The organism is Terrabacter lapilli (assembly GCF_039531305.1).
GTDB lineage: Bacteria > Actinomycetota > Actinomycetes > Actinomycetales > Dermatophilaceae > Terrabacter > Terrabacter lapilli.
Genome location: NZ_BAAAPU010000001.1, coordinates 25,048 through 48,053, shown reverse-complemented (window position 1 = coordinate 48,053; position 23,006 = coordinate 25,048). Strand labels below are relative to the sequence as shown.

Annotated in this window: 20 protein-coding genes and 1 tRNA gene; 4 read left to right on the top strand and 17 right to left on the bottom strand. The window is 72.4% G+C overall.

The genetic code is table 11. The annotated features are described in order from the left end of the window. Positions 1-17 precede the first annotated feature (17 nt). The 9 genes from ABD241_RS00200 to ABD241_RS00160 form a co-directional block, all read right to left on the bottom strand. Complete coding sequence (locus ABD241_RS00200) at positions 18-986, bottom strand: sulfite exporter TauE/SafE family protein (protein ID WP_344057250.1); 969 nt, start codon at positions 984-986, stop codon at positions 18-20. Beyond that, positions 983-2,380: an adenylyl-sulfate kinase gene (gene cysC, locus ABD241_RS00195; protein ID WP_344057249.1), complete on the bottom strand. Its 1,398-nt coding sequence runs from the start codon at positions 2,378-2,380 to the stop codon at positions 983-985. Before cysC ends, ABD241_RS00200 begins: the two co-directional genes overlap by 4 nt. Then, complete coding sequence (locus ABD241_RS00190; RefSeq protein WP_344057248.1) at positions 2,377-3,603, bottom strand: glycosyltransferase family 4 protein; 1,227 nt, start codon at positions 3,601-3,603, stop codon at positions 2,377-2,379. The genes cysC and ABD241_RS00190 overlap by 4 nt, the downstream gene beginning before the upstream one ends. Then, positions 3,600-4,856 carry a sulfate adenylyltransferase subunit 1 gene (locus tag ABD241_RS00185; RefSeq protein ID WP_344057247.1) on the bottom strand — a complete coding sequence of 419 codons (1,257 nt, stop codon included), beginning with the start codon at positions 4,854-4,856 and terminating at the stop codon, positions 3,600-3,602. Before ABD241_RS00185 ends, ABD241_RS00190 begins: the two co-directional genes overlap by 4 nt. Next, a complete protein-coding gene (gene cysD / locus ABD241_RS00180) occupies positions 4,856-5,701 on the bottom strand; it encodes a sulfate adenylyltransferase subunit CysD (RefSeq protein ID WP_344057646.1) in 846 nt (281 codons plus the stop codon). Before cysD ends, ABD241_RS00185 begins: the two co-directional genes overlap by 1 nt. Before the next feature lie 65 nt (positions 5,702-5,766). Beyond that, entirely contained in the window at positions 5,767-6,594 is an 828-nt protein-coding gene (locus tag ABD241_RS00175) for a 3'(2'),5'-bisphosphate nucleotidase CysQ (RefSeq protein WP_425580632.1), read from the bottom strand. 341 nt (positions 6,595-6,935) lie between these two features. Further along, positions 6,936-7,529, bottom strand: a complete 594-nt coding sequence (gene pth, locus ABD241_RS00170; protein WP_344057246.1) for an aminoacyl-tRNA hydrolase — start codon at positions 7,527-7,529, stop codon at positions 6,936-6,938. Positions 7,530-7,654: 125 nt separating this feature from the next. Then, positions 7,655-8,335 carry a 50S ribosomal protein L25/general stress protein Ctc gene (locus ABD241_RS00165; protein WP_344057245.1) on the bottom strand — a complete coding sequence of 227 codons (681 nt, stop codon included), beginning with the start codon at positions 8,333-8,335 and terminating at the stop codon, positions 7,655-7,657. A gap of 319 nt (positions 8,336-8,654) precedes the next feature. Next, positions 8,655-9,635, bottom strand: coding sequence for an EamA family transporter (locus ABD241_RS00160; RefSeq protein ID WP_344057244.1), 981 nt, complete (start codon positions 9,633-9,635; stop codon positions 8,655-8,657). A gap of 89 nt (positions 9,636-9,724) precedes the next feature. Between ABD241_RS00160 and ABD241_RS00155 the strand changes: the two genes are divergently transcribed. Continuing rightward, positions 9,725-10,297, top strand: a complete 573-nt coding sequence (locus ABD241_RS00155) for a CGNR zinc finger domain-containing protein (protein ID WP_344057243.1) — start codon at positions 9,725-9,727, stop codon at positions 10,295-10,297. A 46-nt stretch (positions 10,298-10,343) separates the two neighbouring features. Continuing rightward, positions 10,344-11,825, top strand: a complete 1,482-nt coding sequence (locus ABD241_RS00150; protein ID WP_344057242.1) for a cryptochrome/photolyase family protein — start codon at positions 10,344-10,346, stop codon at positions 11,823-11,825. Positions 11,826-11,864: 39 nt separating this feature from the next. On the opposite strand, the gene ABD241_RS00145 is transcribed toward ABD241_RS00150, so the two are convergent. The 4 genes from ABD241_RS00145 to ABD241_RS00130 form a co-directional block, all read right to left on the bottom strand. Further along, positions 11,865-12,845, bottom strand: a complete 981-nt coding sequence (locus ABD241_RS00145) for a ribose-phosphate diphosphokinase (protein ID WP_142220449.1) — start codon at positions 12,843-12,845, stop codon at positions 11,865-11,867. Further along, positions 12,842-14,320 (bottom strand): bifunctional UDP-N-acetylglucosamine diphosphorylase/glucosamine-1-phosphate N-acetyltransferase GlmU, encoded by a 1,479-nt coding sequence (glmU, locus tag ABD241_RS00140; protein WP_344057241.1) that lies wholly within the window; start codon positions 14,318-14,320, stop codon positions 12,842-12,844. The genes ABD241_RS00145 and glmU overlap by 4 nt, the downstream gene beginning before the upstream one ends. Before the next feature lie 209 nt (positions 14,321-14,529). After that, positions 14,530-14,608, bottom strand: a tRNA-Gln gene (locus ABD241_RS00135). A gap of 155 nt (positions 14,609-14,763) precedes the next feature. Then, on the bottom strand, positions 14,764-16,998 hold the full coding sequence (locus ABD241_RS00130) for a sigma-70 family RNA polymerase sigma factor (protein WP_344057240.1): 2,235 nt from the start codon (positions 16,996-16,998) through the stop codon (positions 14,764-14,766). A 387-nt stretch (positions 16,999-17,385) separates the two neighbouring features. On the opposite strand from ABD241_RS00130, the gene ABD241_RS00125 reads away from it, so the two are divergent. Next, on the top strand, positions 17,386-17,991 hold the full coding sequence (locus ABD241_RS00125; RefSeq protein WP_344057642.1) for a TetR/AcrR family transcriptional regulator: 606 nt from the start codon (positions 17,386-17,388) through the stop codon (positions 17,989-17,991). 264 nt (positions 17,992-18,255) lie between these two features. Here the strand turns inward: ABD241_RS00125 and ABD241_RS00120 are convergent, their stop codons facing one another. Next, a complete protein-coding gene (locus tag ABD241_RS00120; protein WP_344057238.1) occupies positions 18,256-19,086 on the bottom strand; it encodes a methyltransferase domain-containing protein in 831 nt (276 codons plus the stop codon). A 56-nt stretch (positions 19,087-19,142) separates the two neighbouring features. Between ABD241_RS00120 and ABD241_RS00115 the strand changes: the two genes are divergently transcribed. Continuing rightward, the gene (locus ABD241_RS00115; protein WP_344057237.1) at positions 19,143-19,697 is read left to right on the top strand and encodes a MarR family winged helix-turn-helix transcriptional regulator; all 555 of its coding nucleotides are present in this window, start codon (positions 19,143-19,145) and stop codon (positions 19,695-19,697) included. A 5-nt stretch (positions 19,698-19,702) separates the two neighbouring features. Here ABD241_RS00115 and ABD241_RS00110 read toward each other — a convergent pair whose 3' ends face one another. Genes ABD241_RS00110 through ABD241_RS00100 form a run of 3 tightly spaced genes read right to left on the bottom strand, consistent with a single transcriptional unit; the run spans position 19,703 to position 22,992 of the window. Then, positions 19,703-20,071 (bottom strand): VOC family protein, encoded by a 369-nt coding sequence (locus ABD241_RS00110; RefSeq protein WP_344057236.1) that lies wholly within the window; start codon positions 20,069-20,071, stop codon positions 19,703-19,705. 48 nt (positions 20,072-20,119) lie between these two features. Next, positions 20,120-21,991: an ABC-F family ATP-binding cassette domain-containing protein gene (locus ABD241_RS00105; protein ID WP_344057235.1), complete on the bottom strand. Its 1,872-nt coding sequence runs from the start codon at positions 21,989-21,991 to the stop codon at positions 20,120-20,122. A gap of 56 nt (positions 21,992-22,047) precedes the next feature. Then, the gene (locus ABD241_RS00100; protein WP_344057234.1) at positions 22,048-22,992 is read right to left on the bottom strand and encodes a 4-(cytidine 5'-diphospho)-2-C-methyl-D-erythritol kinase; all 945 of its coding nucleotides are present in this window, start codon (positions 22,990-22,992) and stop codon (positions 22,048-22,050) included. Positions 22,993-23,006 lie beyond the last annotated feature (14 nt).

The following is a 23,006-nucleotide window of genomic DNA, read 5'->3' as shown; positions in this document are numbered from 1 at the left end:
CGAGTCCGGACCCATCGTCAGGCGGCCTGGCGTTTCTGGGCGAGATCGAGGGCCGCGCGTGCGTTGGCCCGGCGCTGGCTGCGGGCCAGGGCGGGGAAGCCGTTGGCCCGGCGTACCACCATCCAGGCGACGGGGGCCACGAGCAGCGCGGCGAGCAGGACGATGCCGGTCGCCGCGGTCCCCAGGCCGAGGAGCTTGAGCGCCGAGGCGAGGAGCACGAAGGCCAGGACCCGTCGGATGAAGCCGCCGGGGGCGCGCGAGGAGAGCCTCGCTCCCAGCCAGGCTCCCGGCACGCAACCGATGAGCAGTGAGGCGGTCAGGGACAGCTGGAAGTCGCCGAAGAAGATGTGCGCCAGGGCCGCAGCCGCGACGAGTGGCACGGCCTGCACGAGGTCGGTTCCGACGAGCTGGCTGGCCTTGAGGATCGGGTAGAGCGCCATCAGCGCGATGATGATGAGCGAGCCGGAGCCCACCGACGTCATGCCGACGACGAGACCTCCGACCGCCCCCACCAGGACCGTCGGGAGTATGCGGACCGCCACCTGGGGGCGCTCCTGCGGCAGTGGTTCGGCGCCACCGTCGCGGCGCCGGGCGCGCTCGAGGAGCCTCGTGTAGGCACGGACGGCCAGCCCGAGGGCCGCGATGAGCAGCGCCACCCCGAGCGCCACCTGGATGGTGTGCTGGATCGCGGCCTCGGTCCCGAGGGACTTGACGGCGATCACACCGAGGAACGCCATGGGCACCGACCCGACACAGAGCCACTTGACGAGCGAGAGGTTCACGGTCCCTCGTCGCAGGTGGACGATCGATCCCACCGGTTTCATGACGGCAGCAGCCACGAGGTCGGAGGACACGGCAGTCAGGGGCGGCACGCCGAACAGCAGCACGAGCACGGGCGTCATCAGCGCACCGCCGCCCATGCCGGTGAGGCCGACGACGATGCCGATCCCCAGTGCGGCCGCCACCATCAGCCAGTCGATGGTCATGAGGTCCCCCCTTGCAGCCAGCCTCCGCCGGCCAGGTAGTCGAACAGCTGCTCGACGGCATCCGATGTGCTCATTGTCGTCGTGTCGATCGTGACGTCGGCGTTCATGGGGACCTCGTACGGGTCCGAGATGCCGGTGAAGTTGGGAATGAGTCCCTGCCTGGCCTTGGCGTAGAGACCCTTGAGGTCCCGGCGCTCGCACTCGGACAGGGGCGTGCTGACGTGGACGAGGACGAAGTCCCCGACCTGGCCGACCATGTCGCGGACGTCGTCCCGAGCCTGCGCGTAGGGGGCCACCGGAGCGCAGATCGCCACTCCCCCGTGGCGTGCGACCTCGGTCGCGACGAAGCCGATCCGGCGGACGTTGAGCAGCCGCGACTCGCGGTCGAAACCGAGTCCGTGCGAGAGCAGCTGCCTGACGACGTCTCCGTCCAGGAGCGAGACGGTGCGGCTGGTCCGCTGCGTGATCCGCGCGGCCAGTGACCGGGCGATGGTGGACTTGCCGGAGCCGGACAGGCCCGTGAGCATGACGACGAGACCGCGGCGCGCGCGCGGCGGGCGCCAGCGGCTCAGGGCGGAGAGGTCGGCCGGGTGCAGGGCCGCCGGACCGACGGTCTGGTCGTCCAGGCGCTCGGACACCTCTCGCCAGGTCGGCGCCGCCTCGTCGAGGTGCACGCGGTCGCTGAGGACCAGCACCTCTCGTGCGCCGACATGGCTCGCCAGGGCCGCCACGAGCGCCCGGTCACTGACCGGGTCGCGCCACGGCAGCGGCGTCGTGGCGACGTCCAGGCGCAGCCCGGTGGCCGCGCCGGCAAGCCGGCGCATCCTCTGGGAGGCGAGCTCGACCGTGAGCAGGGTGGGGACGCCGGCGCTGTCGACGGCCTGGTCGGGGACTGCCACCAGGACCCTGGCGGCCCGCCGGCCCCGGCACACGTCCCGAAGGAAGCCCTCGACGCGTTGATCGTCGGACAGCAGGGCCGGTCGGCCGAACACGACCAGGCCGTCGTACGCGTCGGCCGAGGCCGAGAGCCGGAGGCCGAGCTCGCGAGCAGCTCCGCTCTCGCGCAGCCGTTCACGTCCGAGCGTCCCGGTCAGCAGCACCGGACCGCCGTCGGCCTCACCGGGGTTCGCGCGCAGCTCGGTCAGGGACGCCAGGGGCGTCTGTTCCTGGTCGACCAGCGTCAGGCCGCCGGCCGCGGTCGCCACGCGTGCGAGGTCGGCGTCCACGAGCAGTCCTGCACGGACCGAGGCCCGCCGCTCCGCCCGCGGCGGGGCGAGCTCCACGGGTCCGCCGAGCCGGTGCCCGCTGGGCAGCACCCCGTCCAGGACGAGCTCGAGGTCGCGAGTCTCCGTCGCCGACATCGTCAGCACGGGCGCCGCGGTCGTGATGGTCACGGCGCCCTCCGCGGCCGGTCGCCCGCAGCACGGACGTAGAGCTCCTCCAGCTTGTCGACGGCCGCGTCCCAGGAGTAGTCCTCGAGTACGCGGTCGCGCAGGTCGTCGCCGGACCCGGCAGGCACGCCGGCGAGCATCTGCTCCAGCTGCGTCCGCAGGGAGCCCACGTCACCTCGGGCGAAGGTCCGGTGCGCCGGGGAGCCCGCGCCCAGGATCTCGAGGTGGGGGGCGATGTCGCTCGCGAGCACCGGCGTCCGGTTGGCGATGGCCTCGAGCAGGGTCAGGGGCAGTCCCTCGAGATCCGAGGGCTGCACGAAGACGCCGGCTCGTTGGAACACCTCTTCGAGCTCTCGACCCCCGACGAAGCCCGGGAAGACGATTCGCGGGTCGCCTGCGGCCAGCTCGCGCAGGCCGAGGGTGTACCCCTCCGTGAAGGACGAGTCCCCCACGATGGCGACCTGGCGGATCCGGTCGCTGGACAGCGCGGCCCGGATGAGCAGGTCCGGGCGCTTCTCGGGCACGAGGCGACCGACGAACAGCGCGTACTCGCCGGGGACGAGACCGAGGGACCTCGCGAAGCCGCTGCCCTGGGTGAGCACGGGAGTCGGGACCCCGTTGGGGATCACGGTCACCGGCCTGTGGAAGTGCTCGCCGTAGTGCGTGCCGAGGTCGCGGGACACCACCACCGTGTGGTTCGGCACCCGGCCGCTCATCCAGTGCGCGGCACCGAGGACGGCACGGGCGGGCGCCTGCCACTTGTCACGCTGGTGGTCCAGACCGTGCACCGTCAACACCACGGCGGCACGCGAGAGGTATCGCGGCATCGGGGCCATCAGCCCCGGGCCGAGCGCGTGGTAGTGCACGACGTCGGCTCTCCGGGCCAGCGCCTGCCACGTCGACGTGGCGCTGTGCACGATGGCGTCCAGGTGCTTCGTGCCGATGGTCGGGGCGCCGAGCAGCGTCATGCCCCGGTACGACTGGTGAGCGCTCGAACCGTAGGACGAGCGACAGAAGACGATCACCTCGTGGCCACGGGCCGCCAGCCGGCTGCCGACCTCCTCGACGTGCTTCTCGACACCGCCCATCGTCGCGGGCAGGCCCTTCTGGCCGACCATCGCGATGGTGAGCGGCCGCCACCCGCGGCCCTGCCCGGCGACGACCCGGGCGGCTGCCGCCCTCTCCGGCTGCGGCGGGACCTGGACGTCTCCGGGCTTGATGGTCACCGGACGTTGTCCGCGATCATGCCGGCAGCCACCGTGCGGTTGGTCCCCTCGTCGATCAGGACGAAGCCACCGGTGTTCCGGTTGCGTGAGTAGTCGTCCGCCATCAGCGGGACGGTGGTGCGCAGCCGGACTCGGCCGATCTCGTTGAGTCCCAGCTCTGCCGCCTCCTCGTCCCGGTGCAGGGTGTTGATGTCGAGGCGGTAGTGCAGGTCCTTGACGATGGTCCGGGCGGTGCGGGTGGTGTGCTTGATCGAGTACTTGCCACCCAGCCGCAGCGGGGACGACTCGTCCATCCAGCAGATCATCGCGTCGAGGTCCTGGGTGACGGTCGGCTGGTTGTTCGGGCGGCAGATCATGTCCCCGCGGGAGACGTCGATCTCGTCCTCGAGCCGAACCGTCACCGACATGGGCGGATAGGCCTCGTCGACCTCCCCGTCAGCGGTCTCGACCGAGAGGATCCTGCTGGTGAAGCCCGAGGGCAGCACCATCACCTCGTCGCCCTTCTTGAGGATGCCGCCCAGCACCTGGCCGGCGTACCCCCGGTAGTCGTGCCAGGCGTCGGACTGCGGGCGGATCACGTACTGCACCGGGAAGCGGACGTCGATGAGGTTGCGGTCGCTGGCGACGTGGACGTTCTCGAGGTGGTGCAACAGGCTGGGGCCGTCGTACCAGGGCATGTTCTCCGAGCGGGTGACGACGTTGTCGCCGTTGAGGGCCGAGACCGGCATCACCGTGAGGTCGGGCACCCGCAGCTTGGCCGCGAACTGGGTGAACTCGTCCCGGATCTGCTCGTACACCTCCTCGGAGAAGCCGACGAGGTCCATCTTGTTGACGACCAGGACGAGGTGCGGCACCTGCAGGAGCGTGGCGAGGAAGGCGTGCCGCCTGCTCTGCTCCACCAGTCCCTTCCGCGCATCGACCAGGACCAGCGCCAGGTCGGCCGTGGAGGCGCCGGTCACCATGTTGCGGGTGTACTGGATGTGCCCCGGCGTGTCCGCGATGATGAACTTGCGGTTGGGCGTGGCGAAGTAGCGGTAGGCCACGTCGATGGTGATGCCCTGCTCGCGCTCGGCCCGCAACCCGTCGGTGAGCAGCGCCAGGTTGACGTGCTCGTCGCCCCGGTCGCGGCTTGCCCTCTCGACGGCGTCGATCTGGTCGGTGAAGGCGGTCTTGGTGTCGTAGAGCAGCCGCCCGATGAGGGTGGACTTGCCGTCGTCGACGGAGCCGGCGGTGGCGAAACGCAGGATGTCCATCAGAAGTACCCCTCACGCTTGCGGTCTTCCATTGCGGCTTCACTGAACTTGTCGTCGCCACGGGTGGCGCCACGCTCGGTGACCCTCGTCGTGGCGACCTCGTCGATGACCTTGTCCACGGTGTCGGCGTCCGAGCGGACGGCCGCTGTCAGGCTCGCGTCGCCGACGGTGCGGTAGCGCACCCGGACCGTCGACACGGGCTGACCTGCTCGGGGCTGCTTGTGCTCGTGCAGTGCATAGAGCATCCCGTCGCTCTCGAAGCACTCACGGTCGTGCGCGTAGTAGATCGAGGGCAGCTCGATGCCCTCCTCGCGGATGTAGTGCCAGATGTCGAGCTCGGTCCAGTTCGAGAGGGGGAAGACGCGGATGCTCTCGCCCGAGTTGATCCGCCCGTTGAAGAGGTTCCACAGCTCCGGCCGCTGGTTCTTCGGGTCCCACTGGCCGAACTCGTCGCGGAAGGAGAAGATCCGCTCCTTGGCGCGGGCCTTGTCCTCATCGCGTCGGGCACCTCCGAAGATGGCCGTGAAGGCGTGCTTCTCGAGGGCCTCGAGCAGGACGGGCGTCTGGATGCGGTTGCGTGTGCCGTCCTTCGGCTGGGTGACACGCCCGCTCGCGATCGCCTCCTCCACGCTGGCGACGATCAGCTGCACCCCGAGCTCGGCGACCCGGCGGTCCCGGAACTCCAGGACCTCCTCGAAGTTGTGGCCCGTGTCGACGTGCATCACCGGGAAGGGGATCCGCGCCGGGTAGAACGCCTTCTGGGCGAGGCGGAGCATGACGATCGAGTCCTTGCCCCCCGAGAAGAGCAGCACGGGCCGCTCGAACTCGGCGACGACCTCGCGCATGATGTGGATGGCCTCGGCCTCGAGGATCTTGAGCTGGCTGAGCTGGTAGTCGGGCGCTTCCCGCTTCACGGTGTCTCCCCCTTGGTGAGCTCGTCGATGACTGACAGCAGGTGGTCTGCGTACTCGGGACGGCAGATGAGCAGGTCGGGCAGCCGGGGGTCCGCCCGGTTGTAGCGAAGCGGCGACCCGTCGATCCGGCTGGTGTGGAGCCCGGCGCTGCGGGCCACGGCGACGGGGGCGGCCGAGTCCCACTCGAACTGCCCACCGGCGTGGACGTAGGCGTCGACCGTGCCGTCGACCACGGCCGTCGCCTTGACCCCGGCGGATCCCATCGGCACCAGCTCGGCGCCGAGGCGATCAGCCAGTCGGGTCACGAAAGCCGGTGGCCGGGTGCGGCTGACGGCCAGTCGCAGGGGGCCTCCGACCCGGTCCGGCACCGCCGGCGGTCGGTCGGTCGCCAGGGTGTCGCCCATGGCGGGACGCGCCACCGCGCCGGCGACGAGGTCCCCGGACTCCCAGAGCGCGACGTGCACCGCCCAGTCCTCGCGGGAAATCTCGGAGAACTCCCGCGTGCCGTCCAACGGGTCGATGATCCAGACGCGCTCGGCGCCGAGCCGGGTGGCGTCGTCGGCCGCCTCCTCGCTGAGCACCGCGTCCGCCGGGCGATGGCGCTCGAGCTCCGCCGCCAGGTGCGCCTGTGACCTCAGGTCGCCGGCTGTCTTGAGCGCGGCCGGCTCCAGGTCCGCGTGTTCGTGCCGGAGCTCGAGCAGCACCTGCCCTGCCGAGTCGGCCAGCTGGCGCGCCAGTCGAGCATCACCGAGACGATGCTCGCTGCCCCCCGACCAGATCGTGTCTGCATGTCGAGCACTGTTGTGCCCCAATGGAAAACCCATGTGTCCCCCCGGCACGTCCATTTCTGGACACGTCGCATCTACGCCACGCTGGGACACCTGTGACGGTGTCTTCGTGGCTCGCGGCCCCCCCGCGACTCCCCCTGGCGGCGCTCCGTGTCGGTACCCCGCCCTGAATTGACTTCATGCTAGGACGGCTCCGGGACGGTGTCCGGGGAATGGTAAAGGTGCCTTTTGGGCTCGGGCCGCCCGTTGGTGCCTTTCGGTCACAGCGAGGGGCTGGGCGCACGTCCCACCACGCGGCCTACGCCGGGCCACGCCGGTCAGGGCCGGTCAGGGCCAGACCGTGCCTCCGCCGCCGGGGGGACGGGAATCGGCGCGCGTCAGCGAGGGGCGTGGAAGCGCTGCTGGGCGTCGAGAAGCCCCACCTCGATGAGCGCCTCGACGGCGTCGGCGCCCTCGTCGAGCAGGAAGGGGAGGACCTCGGTCCGCTCGGCCTTGGAGAAGTCCTTGAGGACGAAGTCGGCGGGGTCCTGCCGCCCGGGGGGCCGGCCGATGCCGAGGCGCACGCGCAGGTAGTCGCGGGTGCCGAGGGAACGGGAGACGGAGCGCAGGCCGTTGTGGCCGCCCTCACCGCCGCCCTTCTTGAGCCGCACCAAGCCTGCGTCGATGTCGAGCTCGTCGTGGAGCACGACGACCCGGTCGGTGGGCACGTCGTAGTACTTCGCCAGCCCGGCGACGGCCGAGCCGGACTCGTTCATGAACAGCGAGGGCACCGTGAGGACGACCTTCGGGCCCCCGACGCGCAGGCGGACCTCTGCGGCGCGCGCGCGAGCAGCCTTGTGCGCCTTGAGGGTGGCGCGCCCCCCGACGGCGCGGCCGGCGACCTCGTCGACGGTCATCGCGCCGACGTTGTGCCGGTTGCCGGCATACGCGGGCCCGGGGTTGCCGAGCCCGACGACGAGCCAGGTGTCCATGCGGTCCTCGATCGGTGGTCGGTTCGGGAAGGTGCGGGTGCGGGCGCGGGCCCCGTCGAGTCAGTGCTCGGACGGGGCCCGCGTACGCGTGGTGTGGCGCGGGGCGCCACGGGAGCTCGGGTGGCTCAGGCCTGCTCGCCCTCGGCGGCAGCCTCGCCCTCGGCGGCACCCTCGCCGGCCTCGGCCGCGGCGGCCTCGTCGGACTCCTCGCGCTCGATGCCGGCCTCGGCCTCGGCCTCGGAGAGCTCGGCCTCGAGGGCCTCGGCGGAGATGGCCGCGGTGACGTTGACGACGAGTGCCTCGGCGTCGGTGACGAGCGTGGCACCCTCTGGCAGCTGCACGGCGCCGGCGAGGATCTGCGTGCCGGCCTCGAGGCCCTCGACGGAGACGACGACGTTCTCGGGGATGTCGGTGGCGGGCACCTCGACCTGCAGGGCGTTGTGGTCGAGCGTGACGACCGTCTCGGCGGCAGCCTCACCCTCGAGGTGCACGGCGATCTCGACCGTGACCTTCTCGCCCTTGCGGACGACGACCAGGTCGACGTGGTCGATGACCGGCTTGATCGGGTCGCGCTGGACGTCCTTGGCGAGCGCGAGCTGCTCGCTGCCGTCGATGACGATGGTGAGCAGGGCGTTGGCCTGCTTGAGCGCCATCATCGTGTCGTGGCCCGGGAGCGAGATGTGCACGGGCTCGGTCCCGTGGCCGTACATCACGGCGGGGATGTTGCCGGCGCGGCGGATCTTGCGGGCGGCGCCCTTGCCGAAGTCGGTGCGCTTCTCGGCGACGAGCTTGGTGTTGTCAGACACGGGGGTCTCCTGGGTATCTCGGGTGAGGCAGTCTCTGGTGGTCGGCCTCGACGCGGGACGACGCGCGGTGGTTCAACGGTGACGGAGCGGGAAGGCCGAGCGGTCCGCACGCAGAGGCGAACCCGACCGTGGAGTGCTCCACGTCAGGCCACCGCGTCGATCACGGACCCCGTCACGCCCTGCCGAAGCAGCCGTGCACCGTCCCTCGCCGAGGCAACTGCTCGATCTTAGGGGACGGCGCGCCCCAGAGGAAATCTCCCCTGGCCTCGCGGACCCGACGACCGGGGCGGCGGACCGGGGTGGCGGACAGGGGCCGGGCTCACGGCGTGGGAACGGGTCGGGCCAGGATCTGCTCGCTACCCTGGGGCTCCGGTTGCCGCGCCTCGTCGGCACGCACGGCCACGAGGCCCGCCACGATGAGCACCCCGCCGAAGAGCTGGACGAGGGTCGGCAGCTCGGCGAGCACGAGCCAGGCGAAGAGCACCGCGAAGAGCACCTCCGTCAGCGCGACGAAGGAGGCCACCTTGGCACCGAGCAGCCGCACGGCTGCGATCCCCGCGACGTAGGCGAAGGCGGCCGCGACCAGTGCGATGACCAGGACCGGCACCCACCACGGCACCACGACTCCCCCGAGCGGCACCTGCTGGGCGCCGCGGGTCATCCGCAGGACGCCGACCCAGCCGGCGAGTCCGAGGGACAGCGCGCCGACGAGCAGGCCGCCCCCTGCGAGCGCCAGCGGCGGCAGGTCGTCGCCCACGTGGTCGGCCAGCAGGAAGTAGAGGACGAGGCAGACGGCCGCACCGAGGCCCCACATGACCCCGACGGCGCTGACGCTGCCCCCGTCGAGCACGTCGAGCACGAGGAGCAGGCCGGCGACCGCGAGGGCCACGCCGATCGTGGTCAGGCGCCGTGGCCGCTGGCGGTGCCGGGCCCAGAGCCAGCCGACGATGAGGACCGGCGCGAGGTACTCGAGCAGCAACGCGACACCGACCGACAGGTGCGTCACGGCGTTGAAGTACGCGAGCTGGCAGCCGGCCACACCGGTGAGGCCGTAGCCCACGACGAGCCACCCGTTGCGCCGCAGCGCACCCCAGCGGCCGCGCAGCGACCAGAGGGCCGGACCCAGCAGGACTCCGGCAGCGAGTGCGATGCGCATCGTGACGACCGCCCCGGGTGACCAGCCGCCCACGAGGAGCGACTTGCCGAACGCGCCCGAGGTGGCGAAGGCCGCGGCCGACGCGAGGGCGGTCGCCACGCCGGTGAGGGGGTGGCGCACCGCGCCGGATACCTGCTCTGACATGAGGTTCCCCATCCACTCGCGCCGAGACGTGTCAGCACCGAAAGCCATTACGATCATGACGTTACCGACCGTCCGCGTCAGGAGTCAACATGCTTTTCACTCATGACACCGAGGTGGCGCTCGCCGCCGCGGCCGCGCTGGTCAACACCATGCCGGGATCCGTCCCCGGCGACAGCGACCCCGACCGGCTCACCACCCTGGACGAGCTCGAGTCGCTCTACCGGGACCAGGGCTGGACCGGCCGCCTGGACCGTGACGCCGCCGAGCTCGCGGCCGTGCGCGCCCTCCGCCCCCGGCTGCGCGCCTTCTGGGAGCTCGACGAGCCCGGGGTCGTGGCCCTCGTCAACGAGCTGCTCGGTGAGGCCCGCGCGGTGCCCCAGCTCGTCGACCACGACGGCCTGGGCTGGCACGTCCACGCGACGCCCGCCGATGCCCCGCTCGCCCAGCGGATGGCGGTCGAGGCCGCGATCGCGGTCATCGACGTCGTGCGCGCCGGCGAGCTGGCCCGGCTTCGGGTGTGCGAGGCCGCCGACTGCGACGACGTCGTCGTCGACCTCTCTCGCAACCGCTCCCGCCGTTTCTGCGAGGGCGGTTGCGCCGCACGCGCTCACACCGCCGCGTACCGCGCCCGCAGGGCCGGCCGGCTCACCGCGGACGCGTGAGGCCCGTGGCTCGAGCCAGCACCGTCGGGCCGGGTATGACGCCGGCGTGACACGACGGTGGCTCTTCGCCGACCAGCTCGGACCGCACTTCGCCACGGGCCGCGACGGGGTGCTCCTCGTCGAGAGCCGGGCCGCGCTGGGCCGGCGCCGCTACCACCGGCAGAAGCTGCACCTGGTCCTCTCCGCCCTGCGTCACCGGGCCGCCGAGCTCGGCGGCTCCGCCCTCCTCCTGCGCACGGACACCTACCGCGAGGCGCTCGCGCAGCTGGGCGAACCGGTACGCGTGTACGAGCCGACGTCGTACGCCGCCGATGCCTTCGTGCGACGCCGCCTACGGACGGGCGAGGTCGAGGGCGTCGACCCCACCCCCGGCTACAGCCTGCCCCGCGAGGAGTTCGCCCGCTGGGCCGGCGGCCGCCGACAGCTGCGGATGGAGGACTTCTACCGGTTCCAGCGCCAGCGGCTCGACCTCCTCGTCGAGGGCGACCGGCCCACGGGCGGGCGCTGGTCGTTCGACGACGAGAACCGCGAGCCACCGCCCAAGGGGGCGCGGACGCTCGGCGTACCCGCGGCATACCGGCCTCGCGAGAGCGACATCGACGCCGAGGTGCGTGACGACCTCGACCGCTGGGAACGCGACGAGGGTCTCGAGACCGTCGGGCACGACGGCCCGCGGCTCTTCGCCGTCACCCGGCGCGAGGCCCTGGCCGCGCTCGAGCGCTTCGTCGCGCACCGGCTCGGCGCGTTCGGCCCACACGAGGACGCGATGCTGCGGGGCGACTGGACGATGGCCCACAGCCTGCTCTCCGTGCCGCTCAACCTCGGGCTGCTCAGCCCCGTCGAGGTGGCCGAGCGTGCCGTGCAGGCGTTCCACGACGGGGACGCACCGCTGGCCTCGGTCGAGGGGTTCGTGCGGCAGGTGGTCGGGTGGCGCGAGTACGTCTGGCACACCTACTGGCACTTCGGGCCGTCCTACCGGCACCGCAACGGGCTCGGCGCGACGGCCACCATCCCGGCCTGGTTCGACGACCTCGAGTCCGACGGGGTGACGGCGGCCTGCCTGTCGGACGTGCTGGAGGGGGTGCGCGACCGCGGCTGGGTGCACCACATCCCGCGGCTCATGGTGCTCGGCAACTGGGCTGCCCAGCGAGGCTACGACCCGGACGCGCTCACCGAGTGGTTCCAGACCCGCTTCGTCGACGGCTACGACTGGGTCATGCCGCCGAACGTGGTCGGCATGAGCCAGCACGCCGACGGCGGAGCCATGGCGACCAAGCCCTACGTGTCCGGCGGCGCCTACATCGACCGGATGAGCGACTACTGCGGCGGCTGCCGCTACGACCCGAGGAAACGGGTGGGCGACGACGCGTGCCCGTTCACCGCGGGCTACTGGGCCTACCTCGACCGCAACGCCGAGCGCCTCGAGGGCAACCACCGCATGGCGCGGCCGCTGCAGGGCCGCCACCGCCTGTCGGACCTCGAGGCGCTCGTGGAGCAGGAGCGGGCCCGGGGCGACGACCCGCCCTGAGCGGCCGCGTCAGGGGCGAGTCGGCCCGGGCACGGCCGCTCAGGCCTTGCCGTCGAAGAGGCTCGTCACGGAGCCGTCCTCGAAGACCTCGCGGATCGCCATCGACACGAGCGGGGCGATCGAGAGCACCTCAAGCTTGTCGAAGCGGCGGTCGTCGGGGATCGGCAGCGTGTTGGTGACGATGACCTCCTCGACCCGGCAGGCCTTGAGACGGTCGACGGCCGGACCGGAGAGGATCGCGTGGGTCGCTGCGATGATGACCGATGCCGCACCCTGCTCCATCAGCGCGTCCGCTGCCTTGGTGATGGTGCCGGCGGTGTCGATCATGTCGTCGACGAGCACGCAGGTGCGGCCCTTGATCTCGCCGACGACGCGGTTGGCGACGACCTCGTTGGGCCGGTTGATGTCGCGGGTCTTGTGGATGAAGGCCAGGGGCGCTCCGCCGAGGCGAGAGCTCCAGTCCTCGGCGACCTTGATGCGGCCGGCGTCGGGCGAGACGACCGCGAGGTCGAGGTGGCCGTACTTCCTCCCGACGTAGTCGGCCAGGATCGGCATCGCCATGAGGTGGTCGACCGGGCCGTCGAAGAAGCCCTGGATCTGCGCGGTGTGCAGGTCGATGGCCATGAGCCGGTTGGCGCCGGCCGTCTTGAACAGGTCGGCCATGAGGCGGGCGGAGATCGGCTCGCGGCCGCGGTGCTTCTTGTCCTGCCGCGCGTAGCCGTAGAAGGGGAGCACGACCGTGATGCGCTTGGCCGAGGCCCGCTTGAGCGCATCGATCATGATGAGCTGCTCCATGATCCACTCGTTGATCGGAGCGGTGTGGCTCTGGATGACGAAGGCGTCGGAGCCGCGTACGGACTCCTCGTAGCGCACGTAGATCTCGCCGTTGGCGAAGTCGTACGCGGAGGTCGGGACGAGGTCGGTGCCGAGCTCCTTGGCGACCTCCTGGGCCAGCTGGGGGTGGGCCCGGCCGGAGAAGACCATGAGGTGCTTCTCGGTGGTCTTGTTGATGCCGCTCATCCTTGCGCGTCCTTCGTGTCGGTGTTCGGCGGAGCGTCGGCGCCCGTGCCCTGCTGGGCCGCCCTCGCGGCCTCGTCGGTCTTCGTGCCGGCGCGGCGGCGGGCGACCCACCCGTCGACGTTTCGCTGCTGCGCGCGGGTGACGGCCAGCTGACCCGGCCCGACGTCGCTGACCACGGCTGACCCCGCCGCGACGTAGGCGCCGTCGGCGATGGTGCGCGGCGCGACGATGACCGAGTTGCTGCCGACGAAGCTGTGGGCCCCGACGTTGGTGCGGCCCTTGGTGACGCCGTCGTAGTTGGCGAAGATGGTGCCCGCGCCGATGTTGGCGCCGGCCCCGATGGTGGCGTCGCCGCAGTAGGTCAGGTGCGGCACCTTGGCGCCCTCGCAGATGTCGGCGTTCTTCGTCTCGACGAAACCGCCGATCTTCCCGCGAGCGCCGAGCCGGGTGCCGGGCCGCAGGTACGAGAAGGGGCCCACGGTGGCTCCCGGCCCGATCTCGGCCAGCTCGGCCTGCGTGCGAACGACGCTGGCGCCGTCGCCGACCTCGACGTCGGTGAGGGTGGTGTCGGGACCGATGGTGCAGTCGCGCCCGATCGTGCTGGCGCCGTGCACCTGGGTGCCCGGGTGCACGACCGTGTCGGGCCCGATGGTCACGTCTGCGTCGAGCCACGTCGTGGCCGGGTCGATGACAATGGCGCCCTCGCGCATGGCCTTCTCGACGATGCGGCGGTTGAGCTCGGCACCCAGGCGCGCCAGCTGCACCTTGTCGTTGACGCCCTCGGTCTGCCACAGGTCGGCGACGAGGTGGGCGCGGACGGCCAGCCCCCGACCACGCGCGATCGCCACGACGTCGGTGAGGTACTTCTCGCCCTGGGCGTTGTCGGTGCCGACCTCGGCGAGCGCCTCGCGCAGCACCGTCGCGTCGAACGCGTACAGCCCGCTGTTCACCTCGCGGATCGTGCGCTGCTGCTCGTCGGCGTCCTTCTGCTCGACGATCGCCGCGACGGCGTCGTCGGCGTCGCGGATGACCCGGCCGTAGCCGGTGGGGTCCTCGAGCGTCGCGGTGATGAGCGTGACCGCGTTGCCCGACGCGTGGTGCTCGGCGACGAGCCCCTGGAGTGTCTCGCTCGTCAGCAGGGGGACGTCGCCGTAGGTGACGACGACGGTGCCGGCGAGGTCCGGCGGCAGCACCTCGAGCGCGCACTCGACGGCACGGCCGGTGCCCTTGACGTCGTCCTGGTCGGCCACGAGGACGTCGGGGTCGATCTGCGTCACGTGCTCGGCGACACGGTCGCGTTCGTGGCGCACCACGACGGCCAGGTGCTGCGGGCTCGTGCCGCGGGCGGCTCGGATCGCATGGGCCACGAGTGTGTGCCCGCCGATCGTGTGGAGGACCTTCGGTGTTGCGGACTTCATGCGTGTGCCCTCACCGGCGGCGAGGACGATCACGGCGGCGGGCCGTAGATCGCTCACAGGGCGCAGCTCCTTCTCGGACGGGGTGCACTCGGGTGCGTACGACCCCGACCCGGACGGGCGCCGGGGTGCGCCGCAGCCATGCTACTCATGGGCGCGACGAGGTCGGTCGCAGCCGTGGTGGGCTGGTGACCCCAGTCACACCTCACCTCGGGCCGGTGACGCCCCGCCACACCGGGCACGCCGCGCCGGTCACCTCTGGTCACCGGCTCCCCGGGCAGGAGTCGAACCTGCGTCGCTTGTCCTGATTCAAAGTCAGGCGGGCCCTGCCGGCAGACCAACCGGGGATCGTCGTTGGACGGGTCACAGGGTAGTGCAGCGTGACGACGCCGCCGAACACGTCCTTGCGCGGTCCTTCGCCGGCCCTTCGCTGGTCCATCGCACGCGCGGCCCGGGGCGCCCGGGACACCTGCTCGCCGGGGGCGGGACGGCTGCGTCCGCTCCTACCCGCCGGACTGGGCGGTGACCGGCTCGGTCACCGCCGGCTGCGAGGTCGCCGACACGCTCGGATCGGGTGTCGGCGTCCCCGTCGTGCTGGGCTCGGGCGTCGGTGACACCGTGCCGCTCGGCTCCGGCGTCGGCACCGTCTCGGTCGGGTCCGGCGTCGGCGTCGGCGTCGGCGCCACCGTGGCGCTCGGCTCGGGCGTCGCCGGCGCTGTCACGCTCGGTGCCGGGGCCGGGGTGGTGGGGCTGGTGGTTCCAGCGGCGGTCGCCGAGGAGACGTCGGACGGAGCAGTCGTCGAGCTCCCGGTGGGGGCGGTTGCGCCGAGGACCGGATCGGACCCCGTCGAGCCAGAGGTCGCAGGCGGGACCGAGGATGCAGTGGGGTCCGTGGTCCCGGTGGTCGACGCCAGGCTGTCGATCGAGGAGGGGCCGGTACCGGTGCTCGCCGTGAATCCCACGCGGACGGTCGCGAGCGCACCGCTGGACGTCGGGACCTGTGCGCTCGTCGCGGCACCAGGCACCGGAAGGACCAGGCTCTCGGCGAGTGAGCCCGCGGACCCGGTGGAGGAGCTCTCCCCCGGTGACGACGCCAGGCTCACGGGCGCGCTCACCGTGTGCGAGACGGGCTGCGCGACCTGCTGCTGGCTCGCGTCTGCCGGCGCAGCCGAGACCCCCAGGCCGATGACGAGTCCAGCGACCGCCGACGCGATCGGCGGACCCAGGGCGGTCCCGGACAGCAGCACCGTCCCTCCGACGGCGGCTGCCGCGGGCAGGGCCGCAGCCGCGACGGGCACGGCGACCGCAGCCGCAGCAGCGGTCGAGGCCGTCGCCGCCGCAGTCGTGACCGAGGCCGTCGCCGCCGCGGTCGTGACCGAGGCCGTCGCCGCCGCCGTCGTGACCGAGGCCGTCGCCGCCGTCGTGACCGTGGAGGCCGTCGCCGCCGCCGTCGTCGCCGTCGCCGTCGTGGCAGTCACCGCGGCCGTCGAGGCGGTCACCGCGGCCGTCGAGGCGGTCACCGCGGCCGTCGTGGCCGTGGAGGCGGTCACCGCTGCGGTCGTGACCGTGGAGGCGGTCGCCGCCGTCGTGACCGAGGCGGTCGCGGCTGCCGTCGTGACCGAAGAGGCCGTCGCCGCCGTCGTGACCGAGGCCGTCGCCGCCGTCGTGACCGTGGAGGCCGTCGCCGTCGTGGTCGTCGCCGCGGCGGTCGTGACGGTGGTCGCGGTGGTCGCGGTGGTCGCCGCGGTCGACGTCGCCGCCGAGGCCGCGGTCGCCGTCGCCGACGACGCCGTCGCCCCGGTCGCCGTGACCGTGCCGGCAGCGCCGGACGCGCCGATCCCGGCGGAGGCCGCATGCGCTCCGACGAGCTGGGCCATCGTGCCGTGGCCGAGCGCCGGCGAGGCCGCGCCGGCGATGAGCACGAGGGGGCCGACGAACCCGCGGAAGCCGTCGTGCACGCGCCGCAGGTCGGCCTCGAGGCGCGCGTCCGTGGGGCACGAGGCGAGGTGGGTGCCGGCCCGTGCCTGCTGCCGTGGCGTGAGCCGTCCGCGGACGTAGCCGCTCAGGTGGTCGAGGACCCACCGGCACTCGGGGCTGCCGCAGTGCGGAGCCCGCCGCCGCACCCACGCGTCGAGGTAGCTGGTGCGCAGTGCGTCGCGGGCGCGCTTCGCCCTCGCGCTGACGACGTTCGCCGAGACCCCTAGCAGGGGTGCGACGGCGCGCGGGGCCTCCCCCTCGACCATGGTGCGCCAGAGCAGCTCCTGGTCGGTGTCAGGAAGCCCGTGGAACGCCTCGCGCACCAGCTCGGTGTCGACCTCGACGTCGCCCACGGTGGCGGCCTCGGGGCCCGGCAGCAGGCCGGGCAGCAGGTCGAGGTCCTCGGACGGCGTGGGCACCACCGTGATCGAGCCGCGCACGGCGTCGAGCCCGACCGAGCGCACGGTCTGGACGAAGTAGCCCCGGAAGTTGTGGGCCGGGCCCTGCCCCTGTCGCAGCAGGCGCAGCACTCGCGCCGAGGCCTCGGCCACCAGGTCCTCGGCGGCCACGCGGCCACGGAACCGCGTGGCAGCGGCATACGCGGCCGGCAGGTGACGGTGCCACAGCACGGCGAAGGCCACGTCGTCGCCGTCCCGCACGCTCTCGAGCAGTTCCGCGTCCGAGGCTGCCCTCAGGTCGACCGAGTCGACAGACGTGGACGCCACCGAGCTGCCGGGTGCTGCGACCCTGATGACTGTCACGCTGGCCTCCCGAGAGAGATGGGACTCCAGTGTGCTTCAGCGGGCGGACCGACGGGAGGGTTTCACGCGCCATTGGGGCAGCCGAGAGGTGAGGGGTCGGCCGCGGCAACCTCCCCAATCACTTGCCGCGACCGACCCCTTCTGCGTCCCACACCACCCGTGTCCCCCCAGACCCGTGGCCCCCAAGCCATGGTGCGAGCCGTTTCCCCCCTTACCGACTAAGACGAGTGACCGGCCGTTTCATGACCGGATTCTGCGAGGAAGTTCTCAGAGGAAGTTCTGGCCGCCAAGCCAGTCGGGTGGGCACGTGCGTCGCGGGACCGGACGAAACGGCAGAATGGGCGCGTGAGCTCCGACCGCACCGACCGCTCGCGACCGCGGCCCCGCATGACGGGACCCGAGCGCCGCGAGCAGCTCATCGCGGTCGGCCGCAAACTGTTCGCCCACAAGGGTTTCGAGGCCACGACGGTCGAGGAGGTCGCCGCCAGGGCGAGCGTCTCCAAACCGGTGGTCTACGAGCACTTCGGCGGCAAGGAGGGCCTCTACGCCGTCGTGGTGGACCGCGAGATCCAGAGCCTCATGGGGTCCATCAGCACGGCTCTCGAGGAGCCGGAGGGGGCGCGCGTGCTCCTGGAGCGGGCGACCCTCGCGCTGCTCGACTACATCGAGAACGACCCGGACGGCTTCCGCATCCTCGTGCGCGACTCGCCGCCCGGCCAGTCGACCGGCTCCTTCGCGAGCGTCCTGGACGACGTCGTGGTGCACGTCGAGCACCTGCTGGCGGCGGAGTTCAAGCAGCGCGGTCTCGATGCCAAGTCGGCGCCGATCCACGCCCACATGCTCGTCGGCATGGTGGCGCTGACCGGTCCCTGGTGGCTCGACCGGCGCAAGTTCAAGAAGGAGGAGGTCGCGGCGCACCTGGTCAACCTCGCCTGGAACGGGCTCTCGGGCCTCGACCGCAGCCCGCGCCTCGTGACGCGGCCTGAACGCTGAGCGTCGGGCGTCCTGCGCGGCGGCGTCAGGAGATGGTGCAGGTTTCGTCCTTCCGAACGGTCCCCTCCACGAAACCACGCGGAAGGACGAAACCTGGCGGCACCACCGAGAACGGCCCGTGGGAACCACTCCCTCCCCTGACCAAGCGGGAGATCCCCCTGGACCGGCCTCCGTGAGACCCGCCAGGACCTATTCCATGACAGGTTTCGGCGAAATGGGCGAAAACGCCGGAAACTCGTGGACATTTCTTCCGAAAGGCCGCCCTCAGCCGTCAACCACACCCGACCGCCGGCCACCGGTGCGGGCGACCGCGAAGGTACGCGTGAACGGGAAGAGCACCCCGAACGACCGGCGGGGGTATGCCGTCTCCAGCTCACGCGCGTAGTCGGCCACGAACGCGTCCCGCTCGTCCGCGTCGAGCACGCCGAGCACGGGCCGCAGGCCGGTGCCGCGCACCCACTCGAGCACCGGGTGCGGCCCGTCTGGCGTCGTGGCCAGGACGTGCTCGTAGGTCGTCTGCCACACGTCGACGTCCGGGGTGAGCTCGAGGAGGAGGGCGGCATACGTCTGCGGGTCGGCGACGGCGCGGGCGCGCTCGAGTCCGGGGCGCAGCTCCTCGGCGCGCGCGTGGCGCGCGGCGACCTCGCGCATGAGCCGGTGCGAGGGGGCCTCGAAGTTGGACGGCACCTGCATCGCGAAGGTGCCGCCGGGCGCCAGTGCCTGCACCCAGGTGGGGACGAGGCGCAGGTGGGTCGGCACCCACTGGAGCGTCGCGTTGGTGACGAGCACGTCGACGGGGTCCCCGGTCGCGGCGGGGTCCCACTCCTCGGCGCGCCGCTCGACCCACTCGACACGACCCTCGGCATCGAGCTCGCGGGCGCGCTGGAGCATCTCGGGCGAGCTGTCGACGCCGACGACGCGCGCCTGCGGCCAGCGCCGGGCCAGCCCGAGCGTCAGGTCCCCGGGCCCGCAGCCGAGGTCGACCACCAGGCGCGGGGCCGGCGCGTCGACGCGGGCCAGCAGGTCGGTGAAGGGACGGCCCCGATGACCGGAGAAGACGGCATACTGCCGCGGGTCCCAGGCGGAGTCGGTCATGTCACGCTCTCTTTCCTTCGATGTCAAGACTCTTGACGGCCACTAGGATCGGAGCCATGAGCGCCGACCGCAGGCCCGCCGACGACGTCGACGAGATCGTCGCGGCCTGGCGCCGGGAGCGCCCCGACCTCGACGTGTCGCCGCTCGAGGTGCTCTCTCGGGTCTCGCGCCTCGCGCGCCGCCTCGACCTGGCTCGCGGGTCGGCGTTCTCCGAGCACCTGCTCGACGGCTGGGCCTTCGATGTCCTGTCGGCCCTGCGTCGCGCAGGCGAGCCCTACGAGCTCTCCCCCGGCCAGCTCGTGCAGCAGACGCTCGTCACGTCGGGCACGATGACCAACCGCGTCGACCGGCTCGAGCGCAGCGGCTTCGTCGACCGCCGCCCCGACCCGGGTGACCGGCGCGGCGTGCTCGTCCGCCTCACGCCGGCCGGCCGCGACGTCGTCGACTCGGCCATGGCCGACCTCATCGAGCAGGAGAAGTCGCTCCTCTCCGAGCTGTCGGAGGCCGACCGCGCCCAGCTGGCCGCACTGCTGCGGCGCATGCTCGTCCCCCTCGAGAAGCGCGAGACGCGCGAGGCGCCCGAGGTGCGCCGCGCCGGCCCTCCGGCCTGAGCGCCTCACGCCTGCCGCGCCGCCTGCTGGAACTCCAGGCGATTGCCCACCGGGTCTGTGGTGTGGAAACGGCGCAGGCCCGGGATGTTGTCGTCCCACGTGACCGGCGCCCCCGCTGACCCCACCCGCTCGGCGAGGGCCTCGACGTCGCCGACGGCGATGCCCGGGTGGGCCTTGCGGGCCGGGGCGAAGCCGTCCTCGATGCCGACGTGGACCTCGGCCGAGCCCGCGCGGAACCAGGCGCCCCCACGGGCGGCGAGGCGTGCCGGCTTGGGCACCTCGGTCATGCCGAGGACGCCGACGTAGAACGCGCGCATGTCGTCCTCGCACCCGGCTGGGCCGGACACCTGGACGTGGTGAAGGAACATCTCCATGCACCGAAAGTATCTTGACATCAAGATACTTTCAAGGGGTCTCGGCTGTCAGCCGACGACCTCGGCAGCCTCCAGCCACTCGAGCTCGAGCTCCTCCCGCTCCGCGACGACCGCCTGCAGCTTCGTGTTGAGGTCGGCGAGGGCGGCCGGGTCGGTCGCCTGCTCCGCCATGTCGCCGTGCAGCCGCTCCTCCCGCTCCTGCAGGCGCGAGAGCTGCTTCTCGATGCGGGCCATCGACTTCCGCGCTTCGCGCACCTGCGCGGGGTTCGCAGTCGGGGTCGAGCCCCGAGGTATGCCGCCCGCCCCGGTCGCACCGTCGGGCGCGCCCCCGCCGGGGCCCGGCCGGGCCGACGCACCTGCCACCTGGTCGGCGATGGTGGCCGCCCTCAGGCGGAGGTACTCCTCGACCCCGCCGGGCAGGTCGCGGACCTTGCCGTCACCGAGCAGCGCGAGCTGCTTGTCGGCCACGCGCTCGAGCAGGTAGCGGTCGTGCGAGACGACGACGAGCGTCCCGGCCCAGCCGTCGAGGACGTCCTCGAGCGAGGTCAGGGTCTCGATGTCGAGGTCGTTGGTCGGCTCGTCGAGGATCAGCACGTTCGGCTCGGTGAGCAGCAGCCGGGTGAGCTGCAGTCGCCGACGCTCGCCACCGCTCAGGTCACCGACCCGAGACTGCTGGCGACCGCCCGGGAAGCCGAGGCGGGTCGCGAGCTGGCCGGCGCTGATCTCCTTGCCTCCGAGCGTCGTCCACTGCCTGACGTCCTCGATGGCCTCGATGACGCGCCACTGCTCGAACCGCTCGAGCTCGCGCACCTCCTGCGTCAGGTGAGCGATGGCGACGGTCTTGCCGATCTTGCGCCGCCCTCCGTCGAGCGGGATCTCACCGGTGAGGGCGCGCAGCAGGGTCGACTTGCCGGCGCCGTTGACGCCGATGATGCCGATGCGCTCCCCGGGCGCCAGCCGCCACGTCACGTGGTCGAGCACCCGGCGCTGGTGCGGCGGATCGCCGACCGAGACCGTCGCGTCCTCGAGGTCGAGGACGTCCTTGCCGAGGCGCCGGCTCGCGAACGACGCGAGCTCGACGCTGTTGCGCGGCGCCGGCTCGTCCGCGATGAGGGCGTTGGCCGCGTCGATGCGGAACTTCGGCTTGCTCGTGCGCGCGGGTGCCCCGCGACGCAGCCACGCGAGCTCCTTGCGCATGAGGTTCGAGCGCCGGTCGGCGACGACGCCCGCGAGGCGGTCGCGCTCGGCCTTGGCGAGGACGTATGCGGCATACCCTCCCTCGAAGGCGCTCACCGTCCCGCCCTCGACCTCCCACGTCAGGGTGGCGTACGCGTCGAGGAACCACCGGTCGTGCGTGATCGCGACGGTGGCGTTGCCGGGTCGGGGCCGCTTCGAGGCGAGGTGGTCGGCGAGCCACGCGACGCCCTCGACGTCGAGGTGGTTGGTCGGCTCGTCGAGCAGGAGCAGCTCGGGGTCGGCGACGAGCAGGCGCGCGAGCGCGAGGCGACGGCGCTCGCCACCGGACTTCGGGCCGACGCGGCTGTCGAGGCCGCCGACGTTCTGCGCCTCGATGCCGCCGAGCAGGCCCGTCAGGACGTCACGGATGCGGGGGTCGCCGGCCCAGACGTGCTCGGGAAGGTCGCCGAGCACGGCCTCGCGGATGGTCCACTCGGGGTCGAGCGCGTCCTCCTGGCTCAGCATGCCGATGCGGATGCCGTCGGCGCCGCCCTGCTTGGTGATGCGCCCGGAGTCCGGCTCCTGCAGGCCGGCCATGACGCGCAGCAGGGTCGACTTGCCGCCGCCGTTGACGCCGACGACGCCGATGCGGTCGCCCGTGAGGACGCCGAGGCTGACGTCGTCGAGGACGTGGCTGGTGCCGAAGACGAGGGAGACGCGTTCGAGCGAGATCAGGTTGGCCATCGACCACTGACCCTACGACCTCGGCGGGCACCCACCGAATCGCGCAGGGACGACCGTCAGTCGGCGGTGCGGGCGGCGGGCACGACCTGGGCGCCGTGGACCGGGCCCTTCGCGCGGCGCAGGTTGCGACAGAGGTCGGAGGCGGCGAGCGAGACGGACAGGTCGAGCGAGGCCTCGTGGCTCTCGGTCAGGAAGGCGACGGTGGGGCCGGACCCCGACACGACGCCACCGAGCGCCCCGAACTCGACGCCGGCGTCGCGCAGCTCGCGCAGCTGGGGCCGCAGCGAGAAGGCAGCCGGCTCCAGGTCGTTGTGCAGGGCGGCACCGAGGGCTGCGGGGTCACCGGAGCGCAGGGCCGCCATGAGCTCGGCGCTGATCTGCGGCTCGCCCACGTGCTCCCCGTCACGCTCGCGCAGGCGGTCGCACTCGGCATACACCTCGGGGGTCGACAGGCCGACGTCACTGATGGCGAAGACCCAGTGGAAGGTGCCGCGCGCCAGCACGGGCGCCAGCTGCTCGCCGCGGCCCGAGCCCATCGCGTTGCCGCCGGTGAGGATGAAGGGCACGTCGCTGCCCAGCGCCGCGGCGAGCTCGGCGAGCTCCTCACGGTCGAGCCCGAGGCCCCACAGCTGGTCGCAGGCCACGAGGGCACCGGCCGCGTCGGCGGAGCCGCCCGCCATGCCCCCGGCGACGGGGATGTCCTTGTCGATGCGGATCGAGAGCCGCTCGTCGACGTCCCAGCGCTCCGCGACGAGCCGGGCGGCGCGGACGGCCAGGTTGTCGCCGTCGGTCGGGATGCGGTCGGCATACGGCCCGGCCGCGACGACCTGCCAGTCCTCCCAGCGGGCGACCGAGACGTCGTCGTGCAGCGACACCGCCTGGTAGACCGTCGCGAGCGAGTGGTAGCCGTCCGGCCGTCGCGGTCCGACGCGCAGCTCGAGGTTGACCTTGGCGGGGACCCGAACGGTCACCGCACCGGGCAGCGTCGGAGCGACAGTCATGCGCCCACCCTATG